The following is a 24,787-nucleotide window of genomic DNA, read 5'->3' as shown; positions in this document are numbered from 1 at the left end:
TATGAATAATAGACCATTGCAACTGGCTTTTATTGGCGGAGGTAATAACTCTGCAGTCGGCTATGTACACTTTTCAGCAGCACATTTAGATAATAAGTTTCAGGTCGTCGCGGGTGCATTTAGTCGAGACGCTAAGGTCAATCAGCACACGGCTGAGCAATGGAATATAAGTACAGAGCGTACCTATAACTGCTGGAAGGAGTTAATTTTAGCAGAGCAAAACGCGGTAGACGCTTTTGTTATTTTAACACCAACCCCTCATCACACTGAGGTGTTAAAGGCCTTATTGGCAAGAGACTTAGCCGTGATTAGTGAAAAGTCATTGACTTGTGGATTGGCTGAGGCGAAGGAAATTGAAGCTTGTTACGATCCCAAAAAACACTTTCTTGCAGTAACTTTCAACTACAGTGGTTATGCTATGGTGAGGGAGCTCAAGCATATCATTTCTAATGGTGCGCTTGGAGAAATACAAAAAATTCATCTTGAAATGCCCCAAGAAGGCTTTAAACGCCCACCAGATATCGCAGGTAAGCCTAGCCAACCTCAATCATGGCGTTTAAAAGATTACGACGTCCCCACTATCTGTCTCGATTTAGGTGTGCACCTTCACCATTTATCTAGCTATCTATTAGAAGTCGAGCCTGAAGCCACCTGCGCGCAATTTGCTAATCACTCAGAGTTCAAAGGATTAGTTGATGACGTTAATATGCTCTTGAAATACCCAAATGGTATCGTTGGCTCAATGTGGATGTCTAAAACAGCAATTGGTCATAGAAATGGTCTGTCCGTACGCGTGTATGGCACAAAAGGAAGTGCTCGCTGGTTTCAGTTAAATCCTGATGAATTAGAACTCAACTATAATGATGGGCGTCGGGAAGTGTTAGATAGAGCAGGCCAATGCCAGTATGCGAATCAATTTCGATATAATCGGATGAAACCTGGCCACCCCACCGGTTTTGTCGAGGCCTTTGCCAATTTATATAGCGATATTGCGGGAGCACTCCAATTACACTTAAGCAACCAACCCAGTCGTTCAGAGTACGTTTTTGGATTTGAGCAAGCCAAGCAAGGTTTGGCTTTATTTGAAGCCGCAAAGCGCTCTGCTGAAAGTGGTACATGGCAGCAGGTGAAGTAGTTTACTTCGCCTGCTTAGGTTATTCACTCTATTGACTAAATTGTGTCTTAACGTCGTTGCGAAGCACTTTTCCCATCTGGTTTCTCGGTAAAGCTTCCACTCTTTCTATAAATCTAGGCTGTTGATAGTCAGTTAGCTCTTGCAAGCACGCTTTTCTAATTACAGGAATTAAGTCGGTGTCTTGGCTTTGCTCTATGACCACTTTTACAATTTCGCCCAATTGCGCGTCTTTTATCCCAAATGCAACGCAATCTTCTACGCCTTCGACTGATTTGACAACTGTCTCTATATCTTGAGGGAATACATTGATCCCGCCGCTAGAAATCACCTCTTTTTTACGGCCAACGTAGTAGAGATATCCGTGCTCATCCACATAACCTAAGTCTCCGGTTTTAAAGAAATCTCCCACATAAAAAGCCGCCCGAGTTTGATCTGGCATTTTTAGGTAGCCACCAAAAATGGTAGAAGTGTTACAACATATCTCTCCGACTTGACCAGCTGCGACTTCACACCCTTGATCATCCGTAATTTTCAATGAGACAAATGGCAGTGCTTTGCCAACACTACCGCTTTGATTAGGATTTTCTGAAACCGCAAAATCAGTGACCACACCCACTTCTGAAGCGCCGTAGCACTCATGAAAGCGACAGCTTAGCATACCTAATAAACGCTTTTTGGTCGTATCCTCAAGCACAGCAGATGATGAAACGATACATTTCAAAGAACTTAAATCTGCACCAGATGTACCTTTTGCAATCAAACTTTCTAGTTGAGCAGCTACGGCAAACAAAAAACTGACCTTATACTGCTCAATCGCACTTAGCCATTGTGAAAGATTAAACTTGGGCATAACAACGGTTGTAGCGCCAAGCATTAACGGCATTAGCACCCCTCTTTGTGCTAAAGAGTGATACATTGGCGTTGCTACTAGGATCACATCTTGTTTGGTCAAACCGTAATATTGGATAGTTGCATCCATAGCGCGGTTTATTTTACATGCTTGGCTTAACACAATTGGTTTCGGCTGCCCAGTGGAGCCTGAGGTCATCGTCAAAATAAACGGCGCATCAAGATCAACACCATGTTGCAAGTCATCTAATTTTTCACAAGATTGAACCGCTTCCCAACTTAGCTCTTCACTCACGGCTTTACCAAGAGTTACCAAGTTACTAGGCTCTATCAAATTGGCATCGAGTAATATTTTACTTATCGTCGGCCATGCCACAACCATGGCAACCGGCGTTTTCTTCAGCGCTGTTATTAATGCATTACCTTTGAGGCTAATTGGTAATGGTACAGCTGCGATTCCCAGCTTAGCAATAGCGAGTAGTGTTACGACAAATTCGATGCCATTAGGCGCAAATACACCCACTCGTTGACCGGGGGTAAGACCCGACCGTACAAAGTGTGCACTTAACTTCAATACCTGTCGATTCAGCTCCTCATAGCTCACTTGCTGATCTAGATAGACAACCGCCGCTTTCTTGGGAGTCTGTTTAACATTTTCTTCGAATAACTCGTAAATACTCTTTGTCATGTATTTACCTCTTTACCAACATAATTAAACTCGCAGAGCGATGCATTTGGAAACAACTGTTGCGTTGCGCGCATTTTCTTTTCATCATGTTCGATAGACACGAAGCCCGCACGCTGGTTGAGCAGATTCACAAACTTATTTTCTTTGTTTATTACCGCAAGCCAAATGGCTTTAGGATATTTAGCTGCGGTTTCACGGAGTTGCCACTCCAAAACCATTTGTGCGTGGGCAAAGTTCACCTCATCAGAGGCTGCAAACCACCCACCAACCAGATATTCTTGCGCTTCAATACTATGCATTTGATGCCAAACGTATAGTAACGGTTTGCCGTTAGACTCCATCACAAATGACTCTCTACTGTTAGCAAACCACCACTGATAATGCCCCAGCACGTCAATACCAGAAGTAATTGTCATACGCCAAGTGTTATCTGGTAAATTTCTCGCTGCAAGGTATCTATTTACGTCTGAGTCGTTGACTTGACGGATCTTCACCTGTGCGGTTAGCTGGCATACATTTTCCTCTGGGCTATGTAGAGTCCTTTGTGTCACAGAAGATCTTATGTCATTCGCTAAAACCAACTCTGCAACTCGAATTGCCCCTCGGCCATCTACCTTAATCGGCGCAATTTCTCGCGCTTTAATTATTCGCGTAGACTGCTTCACTAACGTCAAAATTAACGCGACAACCTCACTAGCCTCTCGCGTTAATAGCTCTGGTACATGAAAATAATGACCTAAATCATCAAGCGCGCTTTGTTGATTGTCTTGATTTGGTGCAATCGAAAACGTCAATGCTGGCGTGTTGGTTGCGGCCAGCTCATAAAGCGAAGTACCAAGTGCCCCCACAAATAGGCTACAACTTTGATAATAAGGCACAAGGGAAGTCGGTTGCCGAATTAGCTGCAATCTAGAAGTTGTATTCGCAAGCAGAGTTAACGCCTCTACTCTCTCAGCCATTGGCCCTAAGATAACGTCAATTTCAATTTCTGGTGCCATATTTAGCAACAAGGCTATCCAGTCAGAAACACTATGCCAATCCCCTCCACCGCCAAGAGAAAACATCACACGATTTAGCTTACGCTCTTGATGTGTGCAGTGTTGATATGCCGGTGACAGCATAGCAAAATCAGGGCCTAGTAGCTTATACTGCGAGCTTGCGTAGCGCTCACCAGTCTTATCACCACACCACTTGCTATCAATAAGTAGCTTAGCACTATGCGCTCTTTCTAAATCGTCCACTGCGACAATTGAGGGAATCTGTTTCGCAACTTCAAGTTCCCACTCTGAGTCAAAACGGTAGCTGTCCACGATAATGCTTTCAACCGGCTCTTGTATCTCAGAAAGTACCTTCAAAGTATTGTGAGCATCTTCTTTTTGCGTTTGTGCAAAAGGTAAAGTTTTTATGTTGCTCTTCAGCTCAAGTGATAATTGCTCGAGAACGGGTTTATCGACAAAAACTATCACCTCTTTGCCACAAGCTTGAAGCGCTAACGCTAACCACTTACAACGCATAAAGTGGCCAAGGCCACATAAGGTATCAACTCTTATCGCGATCATTGACAAGCTTAACCAGTGAATTTACCAAAGTGCCTACATTTGCATTTTCCGTGTCCATTAATAATTCGGGCGGCACCGCAATACGGTAGTCACTTTCTAACTGCATGATTAGCGTTAATATTTCAAACGAATCCAGTGTCCCTTCTGCTACAAAGTTATAACAATCTATGTCATTGTCGGCGACCATTACACCTCTTTCTAGCAAAAACTGTTGAATAGTTTGGGTCAGCATTTCTTTGTTCAAATTCACGATAAATCACTCCATGCTAGTTGCTCACCACAGCGCAGATCTCTATTCACTGACCGGCCTATTAAGCTCGGCAGCTCTTTTGGCATAATTTCACCGCCGCCGGGTCGCATCTGCCTTAGATGTTCAGTAGTCAGACGTTCACCTGATTTAATATCTTTTATAATGTAGACACAGCGACGAGCTTTTGACGCTTCAGTAGGATAATTAACCTCACCCATCGCTTTTTCAATCTGTCTAACGCCATGGACTAGCGCCTTTAATTCATCTGGCGTCATTGAAAAAAAGCTATCCGCGGTGTTGTCACTTTTATCGAGCACAAAGTGCTTTTCTATCATGCATGCCCCTACCGCAACTGATGCCAGAGGTACATCATTGCCAAGCGTATGATCGGATAACCCCACAGGGCACTTAAACGCTTCTCTCATATGTGGAATTGTGCGTAAATTGATCGTCTCAGCAGGGGCTGGATAGGTACTCGTACATTTCATTAGCCCAAGCTCAGTTACACCCGCCTCTTCAGCTACTTTTACTGCTTCAGCTATTTCTGGTAGCGTCGCGCCCCCGGTAGACATTATTACAGGCTTACCTGTCGCGGCGACATCTCGGATCAGCTGATGATCGATCAATTCTGGTGAAGCAATTTTATATGCTGGTGCATCCAGCTGGCTCAATAAATCTACTGCGGTTTTATCGAATGGCGATGAGAAACATGTCAAGCCAAGTTTAGCGGCTAGTTCGAAAAGCTCAGCATGAAAATCCCATGGCATGTAAGCTGTTTTGTATAAATCGTGAAGATACTGACCTTTCCAAGGTCCCGTGGCTTCAAAATGCGGCAGTTTGCAGTCCATTGTTAAGGTGTCTGCTGTATAGGTTTGCAATTTAATTGCATCAGCGCCGGATTCATATGCCGCATGCACTAATTCTTTCGCTTTGATTAAGCACTGCCCATGGTTTGCCGACATTTCAGCAATAACATAACAAGGGTGATCGTGTCCTATCACCCTACCATCGATTTTAAAACTGGATTGAAATGTCATTGTGTTCCTAAATTCAATTTTTATCTATGTTCTTCAATACTGTTAAAGAGTTAATCTTTCGCCAAGAGCAAAATAGGGGTATCATTTATCTTTTGGCACGGCATAAAACTGAGTTTCTAGTAACCAATGCCCTTCTTGGCGAACGTAATAATGATACCTATTGGCTGCAAAAGATTCGATTAATAACGGGATTTCCCATAAGTCCTCTGGCCTGTGGTAGAGAGATAAAGCAAGTGTCGGTGTACACTCCGCTATATAATCTCTGCATTGAACAAGAGCATCATAATCGGCTCCCTCAATATCCATTTTTATCACATTACATTGAGTCATTGCCGTTAATTCACTTAAGTTGATACTCTCAACCAAACAGTCTTCTGACACGTTTGCAACTTCACCTTCTTCAATAACACTCACATAAGTTGCTGATAAGTTCTCTTTCACTAAGAGTTTTTTATTTTCTGGAAGCCCTACAGCTTTGCGATAAATACTAACATATTCAGTAGCATCTCCCATGACTTTCAAACGCGCTTCTAGCAACTTGATGTTCTTTGTACTTACTTCGACAGCAGCATAATGATCGATAGTTTGGGCGTAACGCTGAAAAAAGCCAGCCAAAGTATCCCCATCATATGCACCGATATCTAAAACTCGCATCTTCTCGTATTTGTACAATTTAGGAATGTCATCTGGGAAGTACATTTCATATTGTTCGGGTAATGGGTAGTTATCGCGGCGCGGATTAACACGGTAGTTAACAAGTAAGTTATAAGTATCTCGAGATTGTTGATCGGATAGCAAAGACAGCACTTTTGCACATTTACTTTCATCAACCAAATCGCTAGAAGGCTGCATCCAGAGTACACCACACTTGTTCAGGCGCTTTAGTGCTGCCGGAAACAAGTCGAACGAATCTAGAGTCGAAACAATTTGATCAAACCCAGATTCAAGTAAACTTTTTTCTACTCCAGCGTAACCAAGTATAGAAATAATAACGGGAAAACATTTATCAAGCTTATCGTTGGGAAAAGCATGACAAGGAATTCCCATGTAATCATTAAATTTTGGCGATTTATCTAAAATTGCGCGAGGCTTGAGACCCTTCTCCAACAAGTGCGCAGCTAATGCTTGGCCATAATGACTTGCACCATAAATATAGAATTGACTATCTTGTATGTTCACTGCAGCTCCCTATTGTCTGCTAGAGGATTCTTTTGGGGGAATAATTCAATACTTACTTTTAATCGGCCACTCTAAGCAAAACATTAACTTACTACAAGCTTCTCCAAAAAAACTATAAATAAACAGTAGAAAATCGTTTATTTTCAGAACATTCTCGCTCAAAGAAGGTACCACTATCCCCTTTAAACCATTTCAACTTTACTTGCATGAAACCTCTGTATATCATCTAATTGACAACTATCTCCAATAAATAGGTTTGCCTTGAAGGACTTACAAATAATAATTCAGGCCCGAATGACATCGAGCCGATTACCGGGCAAAGTTATGTTGCCGTTATGCAATAGCTCTGTACTACAAGTGATGTTAGATAGACTTGGGGATTTGGTTAATAATGTAGTTATTGCAACCACCGATGATGGTACTGAACAACCCATAGTAGACCTTTGTAGACGCTTAAATATAAAGTATTTTCGCGGAAGCACAGAAAACGTATTAAGCCGCTATTACCTAGCCGCTCGTCATTATGGTGCTCAAGACAATACAGCAATTGTTCGCCTGACCAGTGACTGCCCCCTTATAGACTCTACGTTGGTACGCTTAGCTATTGATTATTATCAAAACCATAACGTGGATATGGTCAGCTTAGGACCACATAGTGGCTTTCCCCGAGGTTTAGATACCTGTGTATTTGCCTTTCGTCTACTGGCTCGCACGCATGAACTTGCACATAGTGCACCAGACAAAGAACACGTCACCTTAGGTATGCCTAAATTCAACACCATCAATAGCCACACTATCAGCGCTGGAGAAGATAATAGCCACTATCGCCTGACACTGGATGAACCAGATGACTACACCGCTATTCAAGCAATTTACCTGCAATTTAACAACAACCTTAACTTTAGTTACAGCGAATTATTGGAAACATTAAAGAATCACCCCCACCTAGCCGATATAAACAAGCATGTTGAACAGAAAACTGTCTAGCACAGAATAAGTCAATTGTGCATGAATATTTAGGCGCAATTTTTGCTTCAGCAAGATCATGCCTGGTGATTAACGTATTCAAAAAGAGAGAAAAATGAATAAAAAAACCGTATTAGTTACTGGTGCTACCGGCTATAAAGGAACGGTGCTTGTTCCTAAGTTGCTGGCTAAAGGATATCGAGTTATCGCGCTGGACACCCAATGGTTTGGGAATTTCTTGACTTCACATGAGAATCTCACCGTAATTAAAAGCGATGTTAGACAAACTGAAAATATAGACCTCTCAACTGTTGACAGCATCATTCACTTAGCTTCTATTGCTAACGATCCTTGTGGAGATTTAAACCCTAAGTTAACTTGGGAGGTCAGTGCGCTCGCCACAATGCAGCTGGCTGACAAAGCGAAACGTGCTGGTATCAAGCAATTTATATATGCCTCGTCAGGCAGTGTTTACGGTGTAAAAGACGAAGATCAGGTTACTGAAGACTTAACGTTGGAGCCCATTTCCGAGTATAACAAGACAAAAATGGTCGCTGAAAGAGTACTACTTAGCTACGCAGATGACATGACCGTTCAAATTGTCCGACCCGCCACCGTTTGTGGTTTATCTCCTCGCCAACGCCTGGACGTATCTGTCAACATGTTGACGATGCAAGCACTAGAGAATGGCAAGATTACGGTCTTTGGTGGCGCACAGGTGCGGCCAAATATCCATATCGATGATATTACTGACCTGTATATTTATATGTTGGAACATCCCGAAAAAACCAGTGGTGTGTTCAATGCAGGATTTGAAAACATCTCCATTATGGACATCGCCAATATGGTAAAGGCTCGGATCGATTGCGACGTTGAAGTGACGCCATCGAACGATCCAAGGTGTTACCGCATCAACTCGGATAAATTGTTGGCGACTGGATTTAAGCCCACTAAAAATGTCGCCACTGCGATTGAAGAACTGATTGACGCCTATCGCAGAGGCCAGTTAAAAAATGAAGATCGCTTCTATAACCTTAAGTGGATGCAGCGAGAAGTATTATGACTAAGCAACAAAGTATCATCACTCCGTTACCATCAATTGACCCCATCGTGTCGTTAACTGAAAGCTACGTTGAGACATTGCACAAAGTATTAAGCAATCTTGACGGTAATGCAGTCAAACAGCTGGTCAGCACTTTGCTGGATATGAAAGCCAACGGCGGTACCTTGTATTTGTGTGGCAACGGTGGCTCGGCCGCCAATGCCATCCACCTTGCAAACGACTTTACATTTGGTGTTCACCCTCAGGGCGATGCCCTGAAAGTGGAAGCACTGGCAGCAAACAGTTCAGTGTTGACCTGTCTTGGCAATGACATCGGCTACGACAACATTTTTGCTCACCAGCTAAAAGTGAAAGCATCCGCGCAGGATGTGTTGCTGGTTCTGTCTGGCAGTGGCAATTCAGGCAACATCATCCGTGCCATTGAGCAAGCCCAGGCTTTGGGGATGCACACTGTCGGAATTCTTGGATTTGATGGCGGCAAAGCCAAGCCATTGCTCAACCAGGCATTTCACTTTGCGATTCAGGATATGCAGATCTCTGAAGATACCCAGGTGGTGATCGGACACATTCTAATGAAAGCCCTTTATCAGGAGCTCAATCATGGCTAATGCGCCAATCCTTGTACTCGGTAGTAACTCCTTTTCGGGCGCTTCTTTTTGCGCCCATTTACTAAAACAAGAACATTCAGTGTTGGCAGTCAGTCGCTCAGCAGAACCTCACACCGCTCTGTTGCCCTACAAATGGCAGACTAACCAGCCTGATTTTCATCAGTTCGACCTCAACCACCAGCTGGACGATATTATGGCCCTGATCAAACGCCATAAGGTCAGTACTGTTTATAACTTTGCGGCGCAGAGCATGGTGGGACAAAGCTGGCAATATCCGGAACACTGGTTTATGACCAATGCGGTGTCAACCATCAAACTGCACAATCAGTTAAAAGACCTGGATCACCTGGACAAATACGTACATATCTCTACACCAGAAGTGTACGGCAGCTGCGAAGGTCTGGTGAAAGAGCATAATAACTACCAGCCCAGCACCCCTTATGCGGTATCGCGTGCTGCGGCAGACATGAGCTTGCATACCTTTTTTGATGTCTACAAATTCCCAGTGTTATTTACCCGCGCAGCGAATGTGTATGGTGAAGGTCAGCAGCTCTATCGCATCATCCCCAGAACCATTTTGTTTGCGCTGCTCGGTAAGGTATTACCTCTGCATGGCGGTGGTCATTCCACCCGCTCGTTTATCCATATCGATGACGTGTCAGACGCGACACTGAAGATTGGCACACAAGGCACATTGGGTGAGACGTATCATATCTCAACCGAACGCATGATCACCATTCGCGCCTTGGTTGAGCTGATCTGCGATATGCTGCAAGTGCCTTTTGAACAGGTCTGTGCCGTCACCGAGGATCGCCTCGGCAAAGACGCAGCCTACCTGCTTGACAGCAACAAAGTCCGCTCAGAACTGAACTGGCAGGATCAAGTCTCTCTGGAAAACGGCCTGGAGCGTACCATTGCCTGGGTCAAACAGTACCAGAGCGAACTAAGTACATTACCCCATGACTACATTCATAAAGCGTGAGTTCCCTATGTTCGGACAAGAAATCGATTTATTAAAAAATTACCCTAAGTCTAAGCGCGATACTAAGGGCCGTGCCAACGTGATCACCGAAGCAGATCGCGAAATTGCCAGACAATATAGCAAAGACTTTTTTGATGGTGACCGTACCTATGGTTACGGTGGCTTTAGTTACTTTCCGCGTTTTTGGCAGCCTGTTGTACCAGACCTGAAGGCACACTTCGGCCTTAATGAAAGTTCTAGCCTGCTGGATGTTGGATGTGCAAAAGGCTTTATGCTGTACGACCTGCAGCAGATGATCCCGGGTATGACATTGCGCGGACTGGATATTTCTCAATATGCCCTGGAGAATGCCAAAGAAGAAGTCAAGGAGCTACTGACTTTAGGCAATGCCAAGGCGCTGCCCTATGAAGACAACAGCTTTGATGTGGTGATGTCAATCAACACCATTCACAACCTGGAAGAAAATGAATGTGCCATGGCGCTGCGTGAAATCGAGCGCGTCAGTCGTGGCAAATCTTTTATTACCGTCGATGCCTACCGTAACGATGAAGAAAAGGAACGCATGATGGAGTGGGCACTGACAGCCAAGACCATTATGCATGTGGATGACTGGAAACAGTTTTTCCGTGATAACGGTTACACTGGCGATTTTTATTGGTTTATTCCGTAGGCGTATTATGACTTTGAACTCCATCGCTGCGCAGATCCGTTACACTTTGTGTGACGTATCCAGCCAGACAAAAACACCACACCTGGGCAGTTGTTTGTCCTGTGTTGATATTCTGACCGTGTTGTATTGGCGCACGATGCATATCACGCCCAACAACCCGGCTAATCCTGAGCGTGATTACTTTTTGTTGGGTAAAGGACATGCCGCCAGCGCGCTGTACACAACCCTTGCCTACCGTGATTACTTTTCTCCAACGGCACTGTACGAGCATGGTCAGACTGGCAGCCAGTTTGAAGAGCACCCGGGAATACACGCCCCAGCAGGCATGGAGACGGTTTCAGGATCTCTGGGCCATGCTTTATCGTTAGCAACCGGCATGGCACTGAGCAAACAGTTACAAGGCGCTAAGAACCGCTTTTACGTGCTCATGGGCGACGGAGAGATCAATGAAGGGACAGTCTGGGAGGCTGCGATGTTTGCAGCCGGTAAGCGCTTAAGTAACCTGGTTGCCATTGTCGACTTTAACAAATTACAAGGTACAGGTGAAAGTACCGAGATTATGCATCTGGAGCCGCTTGAAGAGAAATGGCGAGCCTTCGGCTGGCATACAATGCGCGTCGATGGTCATGATCTTGGTGCGCTGGAACAAGCTTTGGAAGCCGCAAAATCCATCCAACAACCTGTGTGCATTGTGGCCGATACGGTTAAAGGTAAAGGCGTGTCATTTATGGAAAACGACAACAACTGGCACTACCGCATTCCGACTGAAGAAGAAGTTGCTCAGGCAAAACAGGAGCTGGGAATATCATGAGAAACGCATTTGCACGAGTCCTGACTGAGCTTGCTAAAGACGACGAATCACTGTTGCTCTTTTACGCAGATATAGGTAACCGGTTGTTTAACCCCTTAAAGGAGTTTGCCGAAGAGCGCGCTATCAACGCGGGAATTGCGGAAGCGAATATGGCCTCTATGGCCGCTGGTAGCGCCATGATGGGCCATAAGCCCTTTATTTATACTATCACCCCGTTTACCACGTCACGTAACTTTGAACAGATCAAAATTGATATCGCTTATCAGAATCAGCCTGTGGTCATCGTCGGCACCGGCTCTGGCTTATCTTACGCTAACCTGGGTCCCACTCATCACTCATTCGAAGATATTGCGCTGATGCGCGCACTGCCAAATATGCACGTGGTCTGCCCGGCTGACGCATACGAGCTTGAGCAACTGATGCCACAGCTGATAGAGCTTAACGCTCCTTGCTACTTCAGAATTGGTAAGAAAAACGAGCCGGCAGTCCACGAAGGAAACCCTGCCCTTACCTTTGGCAAGGTGCATGTGATGCAACCAGGTGAGCGCATTGCCGTGCTGAGTACTGGTACCATTATGCCTCTTGCACAAGCATTAGTAAGCGAACTGACGGAGCGCGGATTATCGCCAGAACTGGTGAGTTTCCACACCGTAAAACCGCTCGACCAATCGTATTTAAACGATGCGATAACCCGTTTTGACCATGTGATCACACTCGAAGAACACAATGTCAGCGGTGGCTTTGGTAGCGCTGTGCTGGAGTACTTTAGTGAACAGGCAAACTGGCCACGGGTGCACCGTTTCGGGATCCCGGACCGCTTTATCGATCAGGTGCATTCCACCGCAGATGCAAGAGCCAAAGCGGGTCTGACTGTGCCTGATATTATGAGCACCTTATCAGAGCGAGGTGTGGTGTGATCATAGGCATAGATTTTGATAACACCATTGCCGACTACACCGGCGTATTTTATCGCGTCGGTTGTGCGCTTGGCTGGCTACCAGAGACGGTCGGTCAAAGCAAAAATGAAGTTAAACAGTATTTTATTGACCAGGACAACGAAGCCAAATGGACCGAGCTACAGGGTATCGTCTACGGGAAAGAAATCACCCAGGCACGCCCCTATCCAGGTGCACTAGCAGCAATGCAATGCCTTTATGCACAAGGACATAGACTGGCCATCGTGTCGCATAAAACTAAATACCCGATTATTGGGGAGCGTGTTGACTTTCATGACGCAGCCACACAGTGGCTCCTCAGCCACGGTTTTATCGGATCAGCCGATGCGCCTGTTGACTCTGATTTGGTCTTTTTTAGCGAGACCAAAGTACGAAAGGTTGCGCGTATCTCACAGCTCAAGTGTGACGTGTTTATTGATGATCTGCCAGATATTCTGACGCACAGTGATTTTCCTGCACAGTGTCATGGGGTATTGTTCGCACCCAACGCACTTCAGGGGTTCAGCGGCCCGCAAATCAACCATTGGCAAGCATTGGATGCCTGGCTATGTTCTCTGCTGAATTAACAGACTTTATCTCATCTACTCTGGGACAAACCCACTGGCGCAGTTCCAGCTTGCCGCAGGGCGCAAATAATCAGGGGCATAAGCTCTTTTCGGATAACAACGCCTATTTTCTGAAATGCTTTGCGCCAGGCGCACGGGCATTCGACAAGCTTTACAATGAATTTCAGTTTAGTCAGCAGCTACACAAGGCCGGTATCTCAAATATAGCCAGGCCTATCGGTTATTGTTCTAACACCCTGTCTGCCATATACGAGTTTATTGACGGCCACACCTTTGACACAGTGAGAGCACAGGATGTCAGTGCAGCATGCAATTTCATTGCAGCCATCAACAGTCATCAGGTTGAGCGCACGGCGCTCAATGCGGCTGCGGATAGCCCGGCTAAACTGGAAGACTTTATTCAATTAGTCACACGGCGTCTTTCACGATTCGAATCTCTGCGTGACAACGTTGAACTCAATACTCTGCTGACGGCGATAGAACTTCGCACCAGAGTTATCAGCACAACGCCCGGTATAGACTGGCAACAGCCCTGTCCAAACGACGTGGTCTCCCCCTCTGACTTTGGCTTTCATAACGCACTGAAATATCGCGATGACGTGTATTTTATTGATTTCGAATATGCTGGAAATGACAGTGCCTGGAAGCTGCTATGCGACTTTTTTGCCCAGCCAGCTGTGCCCGTGCCACTGTCTTACTTACCACTGTTTTTACGCTCGCCACTATTTGCAGCACAAGCATCCGCTGGGAACACTCTAAAGTGCGTCTTTGAGCTCACGCTGCTCAAGTGGTGCTTAATCATGCTCAACGAGTTTTTACCTGATGTTCAGGCCAGGAGACTGTTTTCCTGGAACATTTCTTGCTTAGAAGAAAGAAATGCAAAATTACAGCACATGCAGGCGCAGCAACTTGACAAGAGTCAACGCTACTTTGCTCAAATTAACGTTAAAATGCATACGTTACAAACCCAATTAAGAGACAACTAGAATGAAAGCAGCAGTACTATTTGAAACAGGTCAGCCTCTTAAGATAGTTGACAACATTCAACTGCCGGCGCTTATCACAGGCCAGGTGCAGGTCAAAATTCTCTACAGCGGCTTGTGCCACTCCCAGTTGATGGAAGTCAATGGTGGTCGTGGTGAAGACAAATATCTGCCCCACCTGCTTGGACATGAAGGTGTTGGTATTGTCGAGGCGGTGGGTGACGGCGTCACCAAAGTACAGGTCGGCGACAAAGTCGTAATAGGCTGGATCAAAGGTGAAGGTCAGGATGCTCCGGGCGGAAAATATCCACATGACGGATACCTCATTAACTCGGGGAGCGCGACGACGCTGTGCGATCAAACCATAGTGGCTGAAAACCGGGTTGTGAAGCTGCCTGAAGGCTTTCCGGACAAGCTCGCCATACTACTTGGCTGCGCCTTGCCCACCGGGCTTGGCCTGGTGTTCAACGAGCTGAAGCCTGAGACAGAAAAAACTCTGGCCATTTTTGGACTTGGCGGGATCGGCATGAGCGCGCTGCTCGCCGCAAAGCTGAGTAATCCAACAAAGTTAATCGCTGTTGACGTTAGCGAAGAGAAACTCGCCATCGCCAGGCAGCTGGGTGCCACGCACACCATCAATGCCAACGATTCAGATCCTGTCAGTGCCATCTATGACATCACAGAAGGTCTGGGTGTTGACTACAGTCTGGAAGCCGGTGGAACCACAACCACCATAGAGCAAGCTTTTGAATCTGTAAGAGATGGAGGTGGTCAGTGCGTCTTTGCCTCTCATCCGAGTAATGACCTCAAAATTCAATTAGAGCCACATGCTTTTCATCGTGGCAAATCTCTTCGCGGCAGCTGGGGAGGCGGAAGTCAGCCAGACAAAGACATTCCTATCTTTGTCGAATTATTCAAACAAAATAAGCTGGATCTGCACTCTTTGATCAGTAAAACTTATGAGCTCGACCAGATCAACGACGCTTTGGACGACCTCGCAAACAAAAAAATTATCCGAGCAGTAATTAGGATGGAATAGAAACGATGTAACAAGGAAAAAATATGAACAAACAAGATAAGACATTTTTTGGCACCGGCTCATCTCAGACGGCCAAAGAGACCTGGCTAAAACAGGATGAGAACGTTGACATCGAAGAACAGGATCTGCTGACACTCGGTCCTTATAACAGCCAGGGGATTTTACAAGACCCAAAGCGCTTTAGCTTCTTGATGTCTCGCCATAAATTTGTTTCTAAAATGTTTGCAGACTTCGATAATGTACTTGAAATTGGTTGTCAGGAAGGGATGGGATCTTTGATCGTTTCTCAGACTGTGAAAAAGCTCACATCCGTGGACTTTTACAAGCCACATATTCAAGATGCACAGAAATATATGGGGAAAAATCTGGACAATGTGACTTTTCAGGGGCACGACATTATTGGTGGTCCGGTTGAAGGCACATTTGACGGTGTATTTACGATGGATGTATTCGAGCACATCGATCCCCAACAAGCTGGTTTGTTCATGGAAAACATTGTTGCTTCAATGACTCCTCAGGGTACTTTAATCTTGGGGATCCCCTCGCTAGAGTCACAGAAGTATGCCTCAAAGGCATCTAAAGAGGGTCATATAAACTGTATGTCAGGCGCGGATCTTAAGGTATTTTGTGAACAGTATTTTCACAATGTCTATCCCTTTGGGATGAACGATGAAGTGGTTCACACCGGCTTCTTCCCAATGTGCCAGTACCTGATCATGCTGTGTGTGGCACCCAAGAAAGAGTGAGTTGGTTATGCACGTTGGTATTTTCACCTATCAAACAGGTCACTTAATGACCTATCAGTTGATGCAAAAATTTTTGACTATGGGGTATGAAATCTCGCTATTTGCTTTTCCTTTTTCATACCGCCCAAGTCAGCCGCGCCCTTTTGAGGAGCGGCCATTTCAACTCATAGAGCTAGATGTAGAGGCCTTTTGCCATACCTGTGGCGTTCACTACCACGCTATGAATTGCTGGGGTGCAGCTTCGTCAGAGCGTCTGAATACGCTGGCAAACAAACCTGATTATTTTGTCACAGCCATCGCAAAAATCATCCCGCAGCACTTTATTGAAGGTAATACTATTTTTAACTGTCATCCGGGTCTGATCCCGGAAAACAGAGGCTTAGACTCGTTTAAATGGGCCATTGTCAGACGGCAGCCAATCGGTATTACTCTGCATAAAATTGATAAACACATTGATGCAGGCACCGTGATTAAAAAAATGACAGTGCCGGTTATAGCATCAGACACCTACAAAGAGGTCTGTGACAGGGCGTATAACATGGAGTGTGAGCTGCTCTCGCAGTTTGCACTTTATCTCGACGACACTTCGAGCCACTTTACGGTAGACCCGCAAACGCCATTAAGCAGGCTGAAGATCCCGTCCGAAGTCGATGCTGATTTTGAACAGGTATTTGCACACTATCTTAAAGCACTACACAGCGATGTGAGCCAGTAATGTTTCAGCTTGTCTGATCCAGGAAGTCCTTATGAGTGAAATAAAAACCCGGTTTCTCGAACAGTATCACAAGCACAACTTGGCCACCGAGCCTTATGCCATTTACGGCAGTGGTGGTGGATGTGAGCAAATTCTGGCGCTGATTAAACAAGATGCTTTAGTCTCTCCGGCTATGCTCATCGATGACAAATCCGGCACAGACACCGTCACCGGATTAACCGACTTAACGCGTGAAGATTTACAGCACTATAAGATAGTAGTGTCATCACAAACATTTTTTTATGCCATTAAAGATAAATTACTCGAACGCTTCGCTCCGGCAGAGCTTGAGATAATCTCACTGCTTGATTATCAAACCAGCTTTGATAACCCCTTGTATCGCTCAGAGCAGGCATGGAAAGAACACACCCATCTGGCTCGACGCGACTACGAAGGCGCGCACACAGCAGATTTTGCTCGCAACAAATTTTATATTGGTGAGGTTGACCCAGCTTTTGCCGACCGCTTCAGGCAGGTTGCCGAATCTCTGCCTCGCTCAGGCTATGACACAACTGCCAGTCAGTCAGACTACACCTATTACCGCAACTTTACCTCACTGAACGATGATTCGGAGGTGCAACGATTACAATTAACGCATGAGGCCCGACAGCATATCGATGAATTTCTGGCTCATGTGTATGACGATGTCTGCACTCAGCTTGGTTATAACTGGCAAGTCGTCAATGGCCGCATTACCCGCCTGGCGCAAATATCAGACTCTCAATTGGGCTCAAATGCTTATCACACCGATAGTTTGCCAGACACAGTCATAAAGCTGCTGCTCTTTTTGACTCCACCAAGTAAAGCGCTTGGTACAACAGCAATAAAAACAGAGCAAGGCCAGGAAGTGTTTGTGACCGGGCCAACCGGCACCTGGGCTTTATTGGAGGTCAGCCAACTACTACACAGAGGCATTTCGAGTGACTCTGCACAGCGCATCGTCTGCGAGCTAACCATTACGCCCAGCCGTCGTCGCAACACTGCGGCCATGATAAAAGGGATTGTCTCACATTATCCCCTTATGCCGTGGCAACGTTGTAGTGAACTCAAAGTGTGTGTTTATCCAATTGGCTCACTGGAAAACGACAACTGGGCCATCTATGGCGACTCACCATCGCTGTTTTACAACACACTCAGCCCAGAGAATGAGCAACCAGTCGACCTCTATCATGACGCCAACAGCGTTGCGCTGGTTTATCTGACCCCCCGCACATTCAATCTTGAGCACAGCCGGTTACAAGCGTTACTGGCCGAATCATTGCGTGTACTTAAGCCCGATGGGGATCTGCTGTTACAAATGAACGAACAAACACAGTCAAACCAGGCAGCGTTACTTGAGCGCACAGCAATGGAGCTTGGATTTACGTTTATTAGCTCGGAGCAGGCGTTACTGAAAAGCATCTTCAGCGATGTCACGACGCTTAATGCAACCGACACACATATTTTATTATTTAAAAAGCCTAAGGGAGACCTTCTATGAGAGTGATCATTTTTGGCACAGGAAAAGGCGGGCAAAATACCCTGCAGCTATTCTTAAATCAGCAAGGGCATGAGGTTGTATGCCTGATAGATAACAACGCTGCACTTTGGGGCTCGATGCGTGAAGGAGTAGAAATCAAAGGGCCTGACGTTTTATCGTCTTTGTCCTATGATCAGATCATCATTGCCAGTCAGTACCACAAAGAGATTAAGCCCCAACTGCTCTCTTTAGGTGTCCCGGAAGAAAAAGTCTATGTCGCGCACCACAATATGATGAACGGGTTTAGCCTGGAGTTTGGCATTTTCACTGGCTACCCACAAGGCAAAGCGCCCGATATTCACACCTATTTTAGCTTCCGTGAAGACGTGCTTCGAACGCTGGCGATGCAAGTCGAGTTAGTCATGGCCAATCAGGTCGCAGGTAATATTGCTGAGTTCGGATGTGGCACTGGCCAATCCAGCTATATGCTTGCCAGAACTCTCAGAGACTGCAGCCAGTATTACAATATGCCGGCTAAGCACCTGCACCTGTTTGATAGTTTTGAGGGCTTGCCAGCTTCTACCCATGATATCGATCTGGAGTCCCCTCTTGTCCAGAGTAACGTCTGGGGAGAAGGCGCCTGTGCAGACATCAGTGCACAACAGCTGGCGGATACACTCAATACTCAGCTCAAGTTTTCAGATTTTAGTATTTATCAGGGTTGGTTCGAAGAAACTATGGTGCAAATCAAACCCGAAGAGCGGTTTGCACTGTTACACCTGGACTGCGATCTGTACGAATCTACCTATCAGGTACTCGATTATATGTTTACCAACGAGCTGCTTTCTAAGGGTGCCATTTTGCTGTTTGATGACTGGAGCTGCAACGGTAACCTCCCGGAGTTTGGACAGCAAAGAGCCTGGGCCGATATCTGCAACAAATACAACATCGAGTTTGAACCGCGTGGCCACTATGGCATCGGCTCATATATCCTTGCGATACGTGGCTACAGTAAAAAATCAGCGAGCAACACCTGATGAGTGTTGCTATCTTCAACGACAAAGACGTGTTGACAGTCGATAACAGTACCTTAGACATGTTAAAAGCGCGTGCGTTGGCTTCCCCGACCAAGCGCTTTAGATTGTGTTGTCACAGAGATAATCAAGACCCTATCCAGGAGATGATTATTGTGTTGCATCGCAGCGCGTTAATGACGCCTCACCGCCACCCCCAACATAAATCGGAGTCCTATCATCTGATTGAAGGGGAAATGGAGGTCTTTATTTTTGACGACAAGGGGCTGGTATCACAGCGTATCCCCATGTCAGATAATGGTCAGGGTGCTTTTATGTATCGCCTTAGTGCGCCATTATGGCACCTGCCAATTGCCCGCTCAGAGTGGGTTGTTTATCACGAATGTTATGTCGGCCCATTCGACAAAGACATAGATGTTGAATACGCCCCCTGGGCACCGTCAGAAAATAAACCTGACGAATTGCAAGAGTATTATAGAAGAATAACAGGTCAGTAATGAAAATAGCTTTATACGGTGTTAATACAGTCACCGAACAACTTACTTCAACACTAGCAGATGAGCACGAACTAATATATGCCTGCACATCGGGACAAGAGCAGTTTGAATCCCACCCTACTTTATCTTTGCCTGAGCTAGTCCAGACAGAGATTGACAGGATCATCATCTGCTCCATGTTTGTCGACGAGATCGCACATGACTTAGTTAAACACGGTATCGACCTGGAAAAAATTTACTTTTACAACCAGATGCAAAGCATCATCGTAGCGTGCAAGGATGTTATTATCCCCACCGTGCGCAAAGACAAAGTACTCTACGCTGTCTTCGATTTGTCTCGCAACGTTGCGACATTTGATTGCTGCTGTTTTGCTATCCAAGCAGAATTGTACCGAGAAGAGCACCAATACGATTCCATCCATTTTGTGATCCAGCCGAAGCGCTCTTCAGATCCTGACTCCCTGAGTTTTACCACTTCTCATGAGCTGGATGATGTTGAATGGCGACTCAATCATATTGTTATTCCTGTTTTTGAAGCGCTCCCAGCCTGCTCGGGAGTGTCTAAAATGTCCTACCGCCAACAAGCGGTCGAGATGTTGCAACATCAGCCCCATGTCTTTCCTGAGTCATTCCGTGAAACACATAGAGGTATCCACCTGAAAATTGAGCAAGTGCTTAAATATAAACGAGCGGGTATAGACACAGCACGTTTCAGACCGCACGCCCATGCCGAAGCATTAGTGGATAGCTTTGTTCAGGACCGTAATATTGGCGGTAAAAAGTTGCTGGTCATCACACTACGTGAGTACCCTCTGCATGAACACCGCAATAGTCCGGTGGAAGAATGGGCTGAATTTACCAAACGGGTCGACAGCGAAGAATTCCACATTATTGTCGTGCGCGATACCAGCAAAGCATGCGAAGCTCTGCCCGAGTGCCTGAGTCATTGCGATACCTTGCCGCTGGCTTCTATAGACATGCATGTCCGGTTTGCCCTGTACCGTCGTGCCCATATCAACATGAGTATCAATGGCGGCACCAGTTACACCTACTTCTTTACCGAAAACGTCAATTCGATCATGTTTATCCCCACCAGCCGGGAGCATTTTTCAAACAGCGTCAAAAATGTTGCCACCGGTGGCTATTTCTTTGGTGAACAACCAGAATTTAGAGCTCATGAGAATCAGGTTGTTATCTGGCACAGTGGCACCACTGAAACCATTCATGGTGCCTTCTTAAAACTCCATCGTCAGATACAAACCGGCGAACTACAAGACTTCTCCGACCTTTATGACGATCCTGCTGATATGGAGCAAAGCTAAATAATGAGCGTACACACTTCACTTTCACTGGCACTGGTTGGACTCGGCAGTTGGGGACAAAAAATTGCACGTACACTCAATGAAGAAATCACCAGCGCGTCTCTGGACTTTGTAGTCACAAGCAACGAAAACCCTCACGACTTCGTATTACCGTATTGCCAGGTGTTTAATTCTGTGAATGCGCTACTGAGCAGTGATGTAAAAGTAGATGGCGTGATTTTGGCCCTGCCTCCGCATCTCAACAAAGCTGCGTCACTGAAAATTATGGCCGCTGGTATTCCTTTATTTATCGAAAAGCCTATGGCTATGAGCATTGCAGATGCAACCGAGATGCTTGACTTCGCCAGAGCACGTAAAGCCATTGTGGCTGTCGATCACATCGACCTGCATCACAGTGCAATTACACAACTGCGCCGCCTGCAACCTGGTGTGCCTACACATCTTGAGGCCAAAATAGGGGCGGCCTACAATCCCCGAGAAAATTGGCCGCCACTTTGGGAGTATTCCCCCCACTTTATTGCCGCAGCACTGGAATTTTGCGGCGAATTGCCTGACACCATTTCCAGTCGGGCACTCCCTGTCGACGCTGATCTGTCACAGGATGTATTAAGAGAAAATATTGAAGTGACTATGACCTTTAGTAATGGCAGCACGGCAACCGTTGTTGGTGGGAATGGGATGGCCAAGAAAACCAGACAAATGGCTGTGACCTATGGCAACGATGTCTACCATTTCGTAGACAGAGAGGACCCGGATCTGTTTGTCGAACACCTGGATAGCGGACAAAGTCAGCCGCTTAGCTCACCAAATCGGATGCCACTTGGGCTGTCTCTTGAGTCTTTCATCGCTAAGGTTCAACGCGGTCAGTCATGTTGTGAGGAGTTTGAGCTGGGCCTCAATGTAGTGAAAATACTCACTGGCGCAGATCTGTCGCGTCAGACAAAACAACCTGTCAGGTGGAGTGCGTTATGAGTAAACAACCCCTTGCTATCTTGGGCGGCAACCCGGTACGTACCACACCTATGCCTGCCCGAAAGGCATTTGGCACGAGTGAAATAGACGCGCTCAATAAGGTGATTGCACATTATCAGCACAGTGAATCTGATCCCCCCTACGGCGGCGACTTTGAGCAAGCTTATTGCAACTCCTTTTCAGAGTATATGGGTGGCGGTTACAGCGTAGCCGTTGCAACCGGCACCGCATCCGTATTCGTTGCCCTTGCAGCGCTGATGCTACCTCAAGGTCAGGAAGTTATTCTTTCACCGGTGACCGATTCGGGGCCCCTCGCGTCCATTATTCACCAAGGATATGTGCCTGTGATAGCCGATGCGGCTGAGGATAGCTATAACAGCACCTGGGAACAAATCGAACCGCTGATCACGGACAAGACCGGTGCGATTATTCTGGTTCACTGTGCGGGTATCCCCACCGACGTTGAAACCATAGTGACCCAGGCCCACCAGCGCGGTATCAAAGTCATTGAAGACTGCTCTCAAGCGCCAGGCGCGAGATGGAATGGTCAAAAGGTTGGTGGGTTTGGCGATATCATGGCAACCTCTACCATGTATCGTAAAAATATTGCCGCCCCTGGCAGCGGCGGCATTGTCTACACTAAAAACCAATCTTTATATCACATGGCTCTGGCACATGCGGACAGAGGAAAACCAGTTTGGCAAGAAGGATACGCAGAACGAGACCCCTCGCTTAACCTGTTTCCCGCCCTTAACTGGAACACCAACGAGCTTTCCTGTGCGGTTGCCCATGCTTCTTTGTCTCGTCTTGACGAGACCATCACTGCGCGTAACGCGGTGCAAAATGCGCTAATTGAATGGATTAACACCCAATCGACATGTTGTTATGTTGCCAGATTCTCTGGCAGTGCGTCACCGTTTTTCCTTCAGGTGTTTATTCGCGAGGAGACACTCAGCGTAGATAAACTGACATTTTGTCAGGCCCTGCAAGCTGAGGGAGTAGACCTGAATCCGGACTATAAATTCCTGATCAGTGACTGGAAGTGGGCATTGCCCTACATCAAGCCCCCATTATCAACGCCAAATACCGTGTCTGCGCGGGACAGATCGTTTAACCTGTACTTAAATGAACAATATACCCAGCAAGAAGTGACGGATATTTGCGCCGCCATTGTCAAAGTCGAACAACACTATGCCAAATGACACTCCACAGAAACACACAAGAACTGTCCTGGTCCAAGGCAACTTTGACGTCTTGCATGCAGGACACATCAGACTTCTTAAATTCGCCAAAGAATGTGGGGACAAGTTGATTGTCGCTGTCAACGCGGACAAATCTATGGCCGTACGCAGCCGTGTCAGTGAAGAGCTTAGACTGGAAGTGGTGCGGTCCTTAGAGTGTGTTGATGAAGCGCATATAACCACGGCCACACCTGAGCAAGAGGTTGCACGGTTCAAGCCCCAAATAGTTGTTAAAGGAAAAGAGTTTGAGTCACGTTCAAATCCTGAACTCGCAGTCTTAAACAGCTACGGGGGTAAGCTTATTTTTGGCTCAGGTGAGTTTGAAAGTAATTCTGAGCACTTTTTCCGCCGCAGCAAAAAGCCGGTGCCGGGCATGGATTTTGCCCAGGCACGAGGATTTGCCAACCGTCATAAGATTGCAGCTGACGACTTATATGAGTTGTTTGATGCAATGAAATCCCTGCGTGTCCTGGTCATTGGCGAAGTCATCGTCGACGAGTATGTACAAGGCACAGCCGTAGGGTTGTCACAGGAAGATCCGACTATCGTGATCACCCCAAACCGCAAAGACACATTCCTAGGCGGCGCAGCCATCACAGCAGGACACATAAAAGCACTGGGAGCAGAGCATGTAGTGCTGGCTTCGGTATTGGGCGAGGATCAGACCGCTAATTATACACGCTCGCAAATTGCAAACTACCAAGTTGAGCCTTTGTTCTTTAGCGATCAAAGTCGTCCGACCCCTTTAAAAACACGTTACCGCGCCAGCAATAAAACCTTGCTGCGGGTTAATCAGGTACGTCAACACAAGATATCACAGGAGTTGCAGGCACAAATATATCAGGCAATCGAAAGCCAGCTCAACCAGATTGACCTGTTAGTATTTTCCGATTTTAACTACGGTTTGCTACCACAACCACTGGTTGAGAAAATTGCTGCTGCCTGCCACCTGCGAGGGATCAGACTGGTTGCAGACTCTCAGACTTCTTCGCAAGTGGGAGATATTGCCCGCTACTGCAATATGGATCTGTTAACCCCAACAGAGCGAGAGGTGCGAGTATCTCTGAATAATCCGGATGACGGCTTGGTTATCCTGGCGCAGAAGCTCACAGAGGTGTCACAGCCAAAAAACCTGGTGATTACACTCGCCGAAGAAGGGATCCTCATTCACAAGCCCAATCACACATTTGATGACTGGGAGAACGACCGCCTGCCCGCGCTGAACACCAACGCCGTCGACCCTGCTGGCGCAGGTGACTGCTTTTTAGCTGCCAGTTCACTGGCGTTGGTTGCAGGTGCAAACATTTGGCAGGCCTGCTACCTGGGTAGCCTGGCTGCCGCATGTCAGGTTGCGTCACTGGGTAATACCCCTTTGTCTTGTCAGCTCCTTGAACAAGCCGTTAAGGATTCATTTAGTTAAT

At 46.4% G+C, this 24,787-nt stretch carries 25 protein-coding genes; 20 read left to right on the top strand and 5 right to left on the bottom strand.

What is annotated here, in order from left to right:
* Nucleotide 1 precedes the first annotated feature (1 nt).
* Nucleotides 2–1,135 carry a Gfo/Idh/MocA family protein gene (locus NO992_RS01945; RefSeq protein ID WP_010369176.1) on the top strand — a complete coding sequence of 378 codons (1,134 nt, stop codon included), beginning with the start codon at nucleotides 2–4 and terminating at the stop codon, nucleotides 1,133–1,135.
* Nucleotides 1,136–1,163: 28 nt separating this feature from the next.
* Here NO992_RS01945 and NO992_RS01940 read toward each other — a convergent pair whose 3' ends face one another.
* From NO992_RS01940 to NO992_RS01920, 5 genes are all read right to left on the bottom strand, one after another.
* On the bottom strand, nucleotides 1,164–2,672 hold the full coding sequence (locus NO992_RS01940) for a class I adenylate-forming enzyme family protein (protein WP_371373945.1): 1,509 nt from the start codon (nucleotides 2,670–2,672) through the stop codon (nucleotides 1,164–1,166).
* On the bottom strand, nucleotides 2,669–4,231 hold the full coding sequence (locus NO992_RS01935) for a pseudaminic acid biosynthesis protein PseG (protein ID WP_371373942.1): 1,563 nt from the start codon (nucleotides 4,229–4,231) through the stop codon (nucleotides 2,669–2,671). The genes NO992_RS01940 and NO992_RS01935 overlap by 4 nt, the downstream gene beginning before the upstream one ends.
* Nucleotides 4,212–4,481 (bottom strand): hypothetical protein, encoded by a 270-nt coding sequence (locus NO992_RS01930; protein ID WP_010369181.1) that lies wholly within the window; start codon nucleotides 4,479–4,481, stop codon nucleotides 4,212–4,214. Before NO992_RS01930 ends, NO992_RS01935 begins: the two co-directional genes overlap by 20 nt.
* A complete protein-coding gene (pseI, locus tag NO992_RS01925; protein WP_371373939.1) occupies nucleotides 4,478–5,518 on the bottom strand; it encodes a pseudaminic acid synthase in 1,041 nt (346 codons plus the stop codon). Before pseI ends, NO992_RS01930 begins: the two co-directional genes overlap by 4 nt.
* Nucleotides 5,519–5,599: 81 nt before the next feature.
* A complete protein-coding gene (locus NO992_RS01920; protein ID WP_371373936.1) occupies nucleotides 5,600–6,697 on the bottom strand; it encodes an FkbM family methyltransferase in 1,098 nt (365 codons plus the stop codon).
* A 282-nt stretch (nucleotides 6,698–6,979) separates the two neighbouring features.
* Here NO992_RS01920 and NO992_RS01915 point away from each other — a divergent pair, with 282 nt between their 5' ends.
* The 19 genes from NO992_RS01915 to NO992_RS01825 all read left to right on the top strand — a co-directional run bounded on the left by NO992_RS01915 (nucleotide 6,980) and on the right by NO992_RS01825 (nucleotide 24,786).
* On the top strand, nucleotides 6,980–7,684 hold the full coding sequence (locus NO992_RS01915) for a cytidylyltransferase domain-containing protein (RefSeq protein ID WP_371374091.1): 705 nt from the start codon (nucleotides 6,980–6,982) through the stop codon (nucleotides 7,682–7,684).
* A gap of 94 nt (nucleotides 7,685–7,778) precedes the next feature.
* Nucleotides 7,779–8,726 (top strand): NAD(P)-dependent oxidoreductase, encoded by a 948-nt coding sequence (locus NO992_RS01910; RefSeq protein ID WP_010369189.1) that lies wholly within the window; start codon nucleotides 7,779–7,781, stop codon nucleotides 8,724–8,726.
* Nucleotides 8,723–9,334, top strand: coding sequence for an SIS domain-containing protein (locus NO992_RS01905; protein ID WP_010369191.1), 612 nt, complete (start codon nucleotides 8,723–8,725; stop codon nucleotides 9,332–9,334). The genes NO992_RS01910 and NO992_RS01905 overlap by 4 nt, the downstream gene beginning before the upstream one ends.
* On the top strand, nucleotides 9,327–10,316 hold the full coding sequence (locus tag NO992_RS01900) for a GDP-mannose 4,6-dehydratase (protein ID WP_010369193.1): 990 nt from the start codon (nucleotides 9,327–9,329) through the stop codon (nucleotides 10,314–10,316). The genes NO992_RS01905 and NO992_RS01900 overlap by 8 nt, the downstream gene beginning before the upstream one ends.
* On the top strand, nucleotides 10,294–10,986 hold the full coding sequence (locus NO992_RS01895) for a class I SAM-dependent methyltransferase (RefSeq protein WP_232288067.1): 693 nt from the start codon (nucleotides 10,294–10,296) through the stop codon (nucleotides 10,984–10,986). Before NO992_RS01900 ends, NO992_RS01895 begins: the two co-directional genes overlap by 23 nt.
* Nucleotides 10,987–10,993: 7 nt before the next feature.
* The gene (locus NO992_RS01890) at nucleotides 10,994–11,797 is read left to right on the top strand and encodes a transketolase (protein ID WP_081629137.1); all 804 of its coding nucleotides are present in this window, start codon (nucleotides 10,994–10,996) and stop codon (nucleotides 11,795–11,797) included.
* Nucleotides 11,794–12,714: a transketolase family protein gene (locus NO992_RS01885; protein WP_371373930.1), complete on the top strand. Its 921-nt coding sequence runs from the start codon at nucleotides 11,794–11,796 to the stop codon at nucleotides 12,712–12,714. Before NO992_RS01890 ends, NO992_RS01885 begins: the two co-directional genes overlap by 4 nt.
* Nucleotides 12,711–13,319 carry a hypothetical protein gene (locus NO992_RS01880; RefSeq protein ID WP_010369202.1) on the top strand — a complete coding sequence of 203 codons (609 nt, stop codon included), beginning with the start codon at nucleotides 12,711–12,713 and terminating at the stop codon, nucleotides 13,317–13,319. The genes NO992_RS01885 and NO992_RS01880 overlap by 4 nt, the downstream gene beginning before the upstream one ends.
* Entirely contained in the window at nucleotides 13,301–14,305 is a 1,005-nt protein-coding gene (locus NO992_RS01875) for a phosphotransferase (protein WP_235368063.1), read from the top strand. The genes NO992_RS01880 and NO992_RS01875 overlap by 19 nt, the downstream gene beginning before the upstream one ends.
* Before the next feature lies 1 nt (nucleotide 14,306).
* Entirely contained in the window at nucleotides 14,307–15,341 is a 1,035-nt protein-coding gene (locus tag NO992_RS01870; RefSeq protein ID WP_371373925.1) for a zinc-binding dehydrogenase, read from the top strand.
* 23 nt (nucleotides 15,342–15,364) lie between these two features.
* Nucleotides 15,365–16,087, top strand: a complete 723-nt coding sequence (locus tag NO992_RS01865) for a bifunctional 2-polyprenyl-6-hydroxyphenol methylase/3-demethylubiquinol 3-O-methyltransferase UbiG (protein WP_010369209.1) — start codon at nucleotides 15,365–15,367, stop codon at nucleotides 16,085–16,087.
* Between the two features lie 7 nt (nucleotides 16,088–16,094).
* Nucleotides 16,095–16,802: a formyltransferase family protein gene (locus NO992_RS01860; RefSeq protein WP_371373921.1), complete on the top strand. Its 708-nt coding sequence runs from the start codon at nucleotides 16,095–16,097 to the stop codon at nucleotides 16,800–16,802.
* A 31-nt stretch (nucleotides 16,803–16,833) separates the two neighbouring features.
* Nucleotides 16,834–18,321: a hypothetical protein gene (locus tag NO992_RS01855; RefSeq protein ID WP_371373918.1), complete on the top strand. Its 1,488-nt coding sequence runs from the start codon at nucleotides 16,834–16,836 to the stop codon at nucleotides 18,319–18,321.
* A complete protein-coding gene (locus tag NO992_RS01850; RefSeq protein WP_371373915.1) occupies nucleotides 18,318–19,337 on the top strand; it encodes a TylF/MycF/NovP-related O-methyltransferase in 1,020 nt (339 codons plus the stop codon). Before NO992_RS01855 ends, NO992_RS01850 begins: the two co-directional genes overlap by 4 nt.
* Nucleotides 19,337–19,831 (top strand): WbuC family cupin fold metalloprotein, encoded by a 495-nt coding sequence (locus tag NO992_RS01845; RefSeq protein WP_010369222.1) that lies wholly within the window; start codon nucleotides 19,337–19,339, stop codon nucleotides 19,829–19,831. Before NO992_RS01850 ends, NO992_RS01845 begins: the two co-directional genes overlap by 1 nt.
* Entirely contained in the window at nucleotides 19,831–21,153 is a 1,323-nt protein-coding gene (locus NO992_RS01840) for a hypothetical protein (RefSeq protein WP_371373911.1), read from the top strand. The genes NO992_RS01845 and NO992_RS01840 overlap by 1 nt, the downstream gene beginning before the upstream one ends.
* A gap of 3 nt (nucleotides 21,154–21,156) precedes the next feature.
* Complete coding sequence (locus tag NO992_RS01835) at nucleotides 21,157–22,125, top strand: Gfo/Idh/MocA family protein (RefSeq protein WP_371373908.1); 969 nt, start codon at nucleotides 21,157–21,159, stop codon at nucleotides 22,123–22,125.
* Entirely contained in the window at nucleotides 22,122–23,327 is a 1,206-nt protein-coding gene (locus tag NO992_RS01830) for a DegT/DnrJ/EryC1/StrS aminotransferase family protein (protein ID WP_235368071.1), read from the top strand. The genes NO992_RS01835 and NO992_RS01830 overlap by 4 nt, the downstream gene beginning before the upstream one ends.
* Nucleotides 23,317–24,786, top strand: coding sequence for a PfkB family carbohydrate kinase (locus NO992_RS01825; RefSeq protein WP_371373905.1), 1,470 nt, complete (start codon nucleotides 23,317–23,319; stop codon nucleotides 24,784–24,786). The genes NO992_RS01830 and NO992_RS01825 overlap by 11 nt, the downstream gene beginning before the upstream one ends.
* Nucleotide 24,787: the final 1 nt, after the last annotated feature.

It is taken from the genome of Pseudoalteromonas sp. DY56-GL79, assembly GCF_041414765.1.
GTDB classification, from domain to species: Bacteria; Pseudomonadota; Gammaproteobacteria; order Enterobacterales; family Alteromonadaceae; genus Pseudoalteromonas; species Pseudoalteromonas piscicida.
This window is presented reverse-complemented; position numbering and strand designations above follow the sequence as displayed.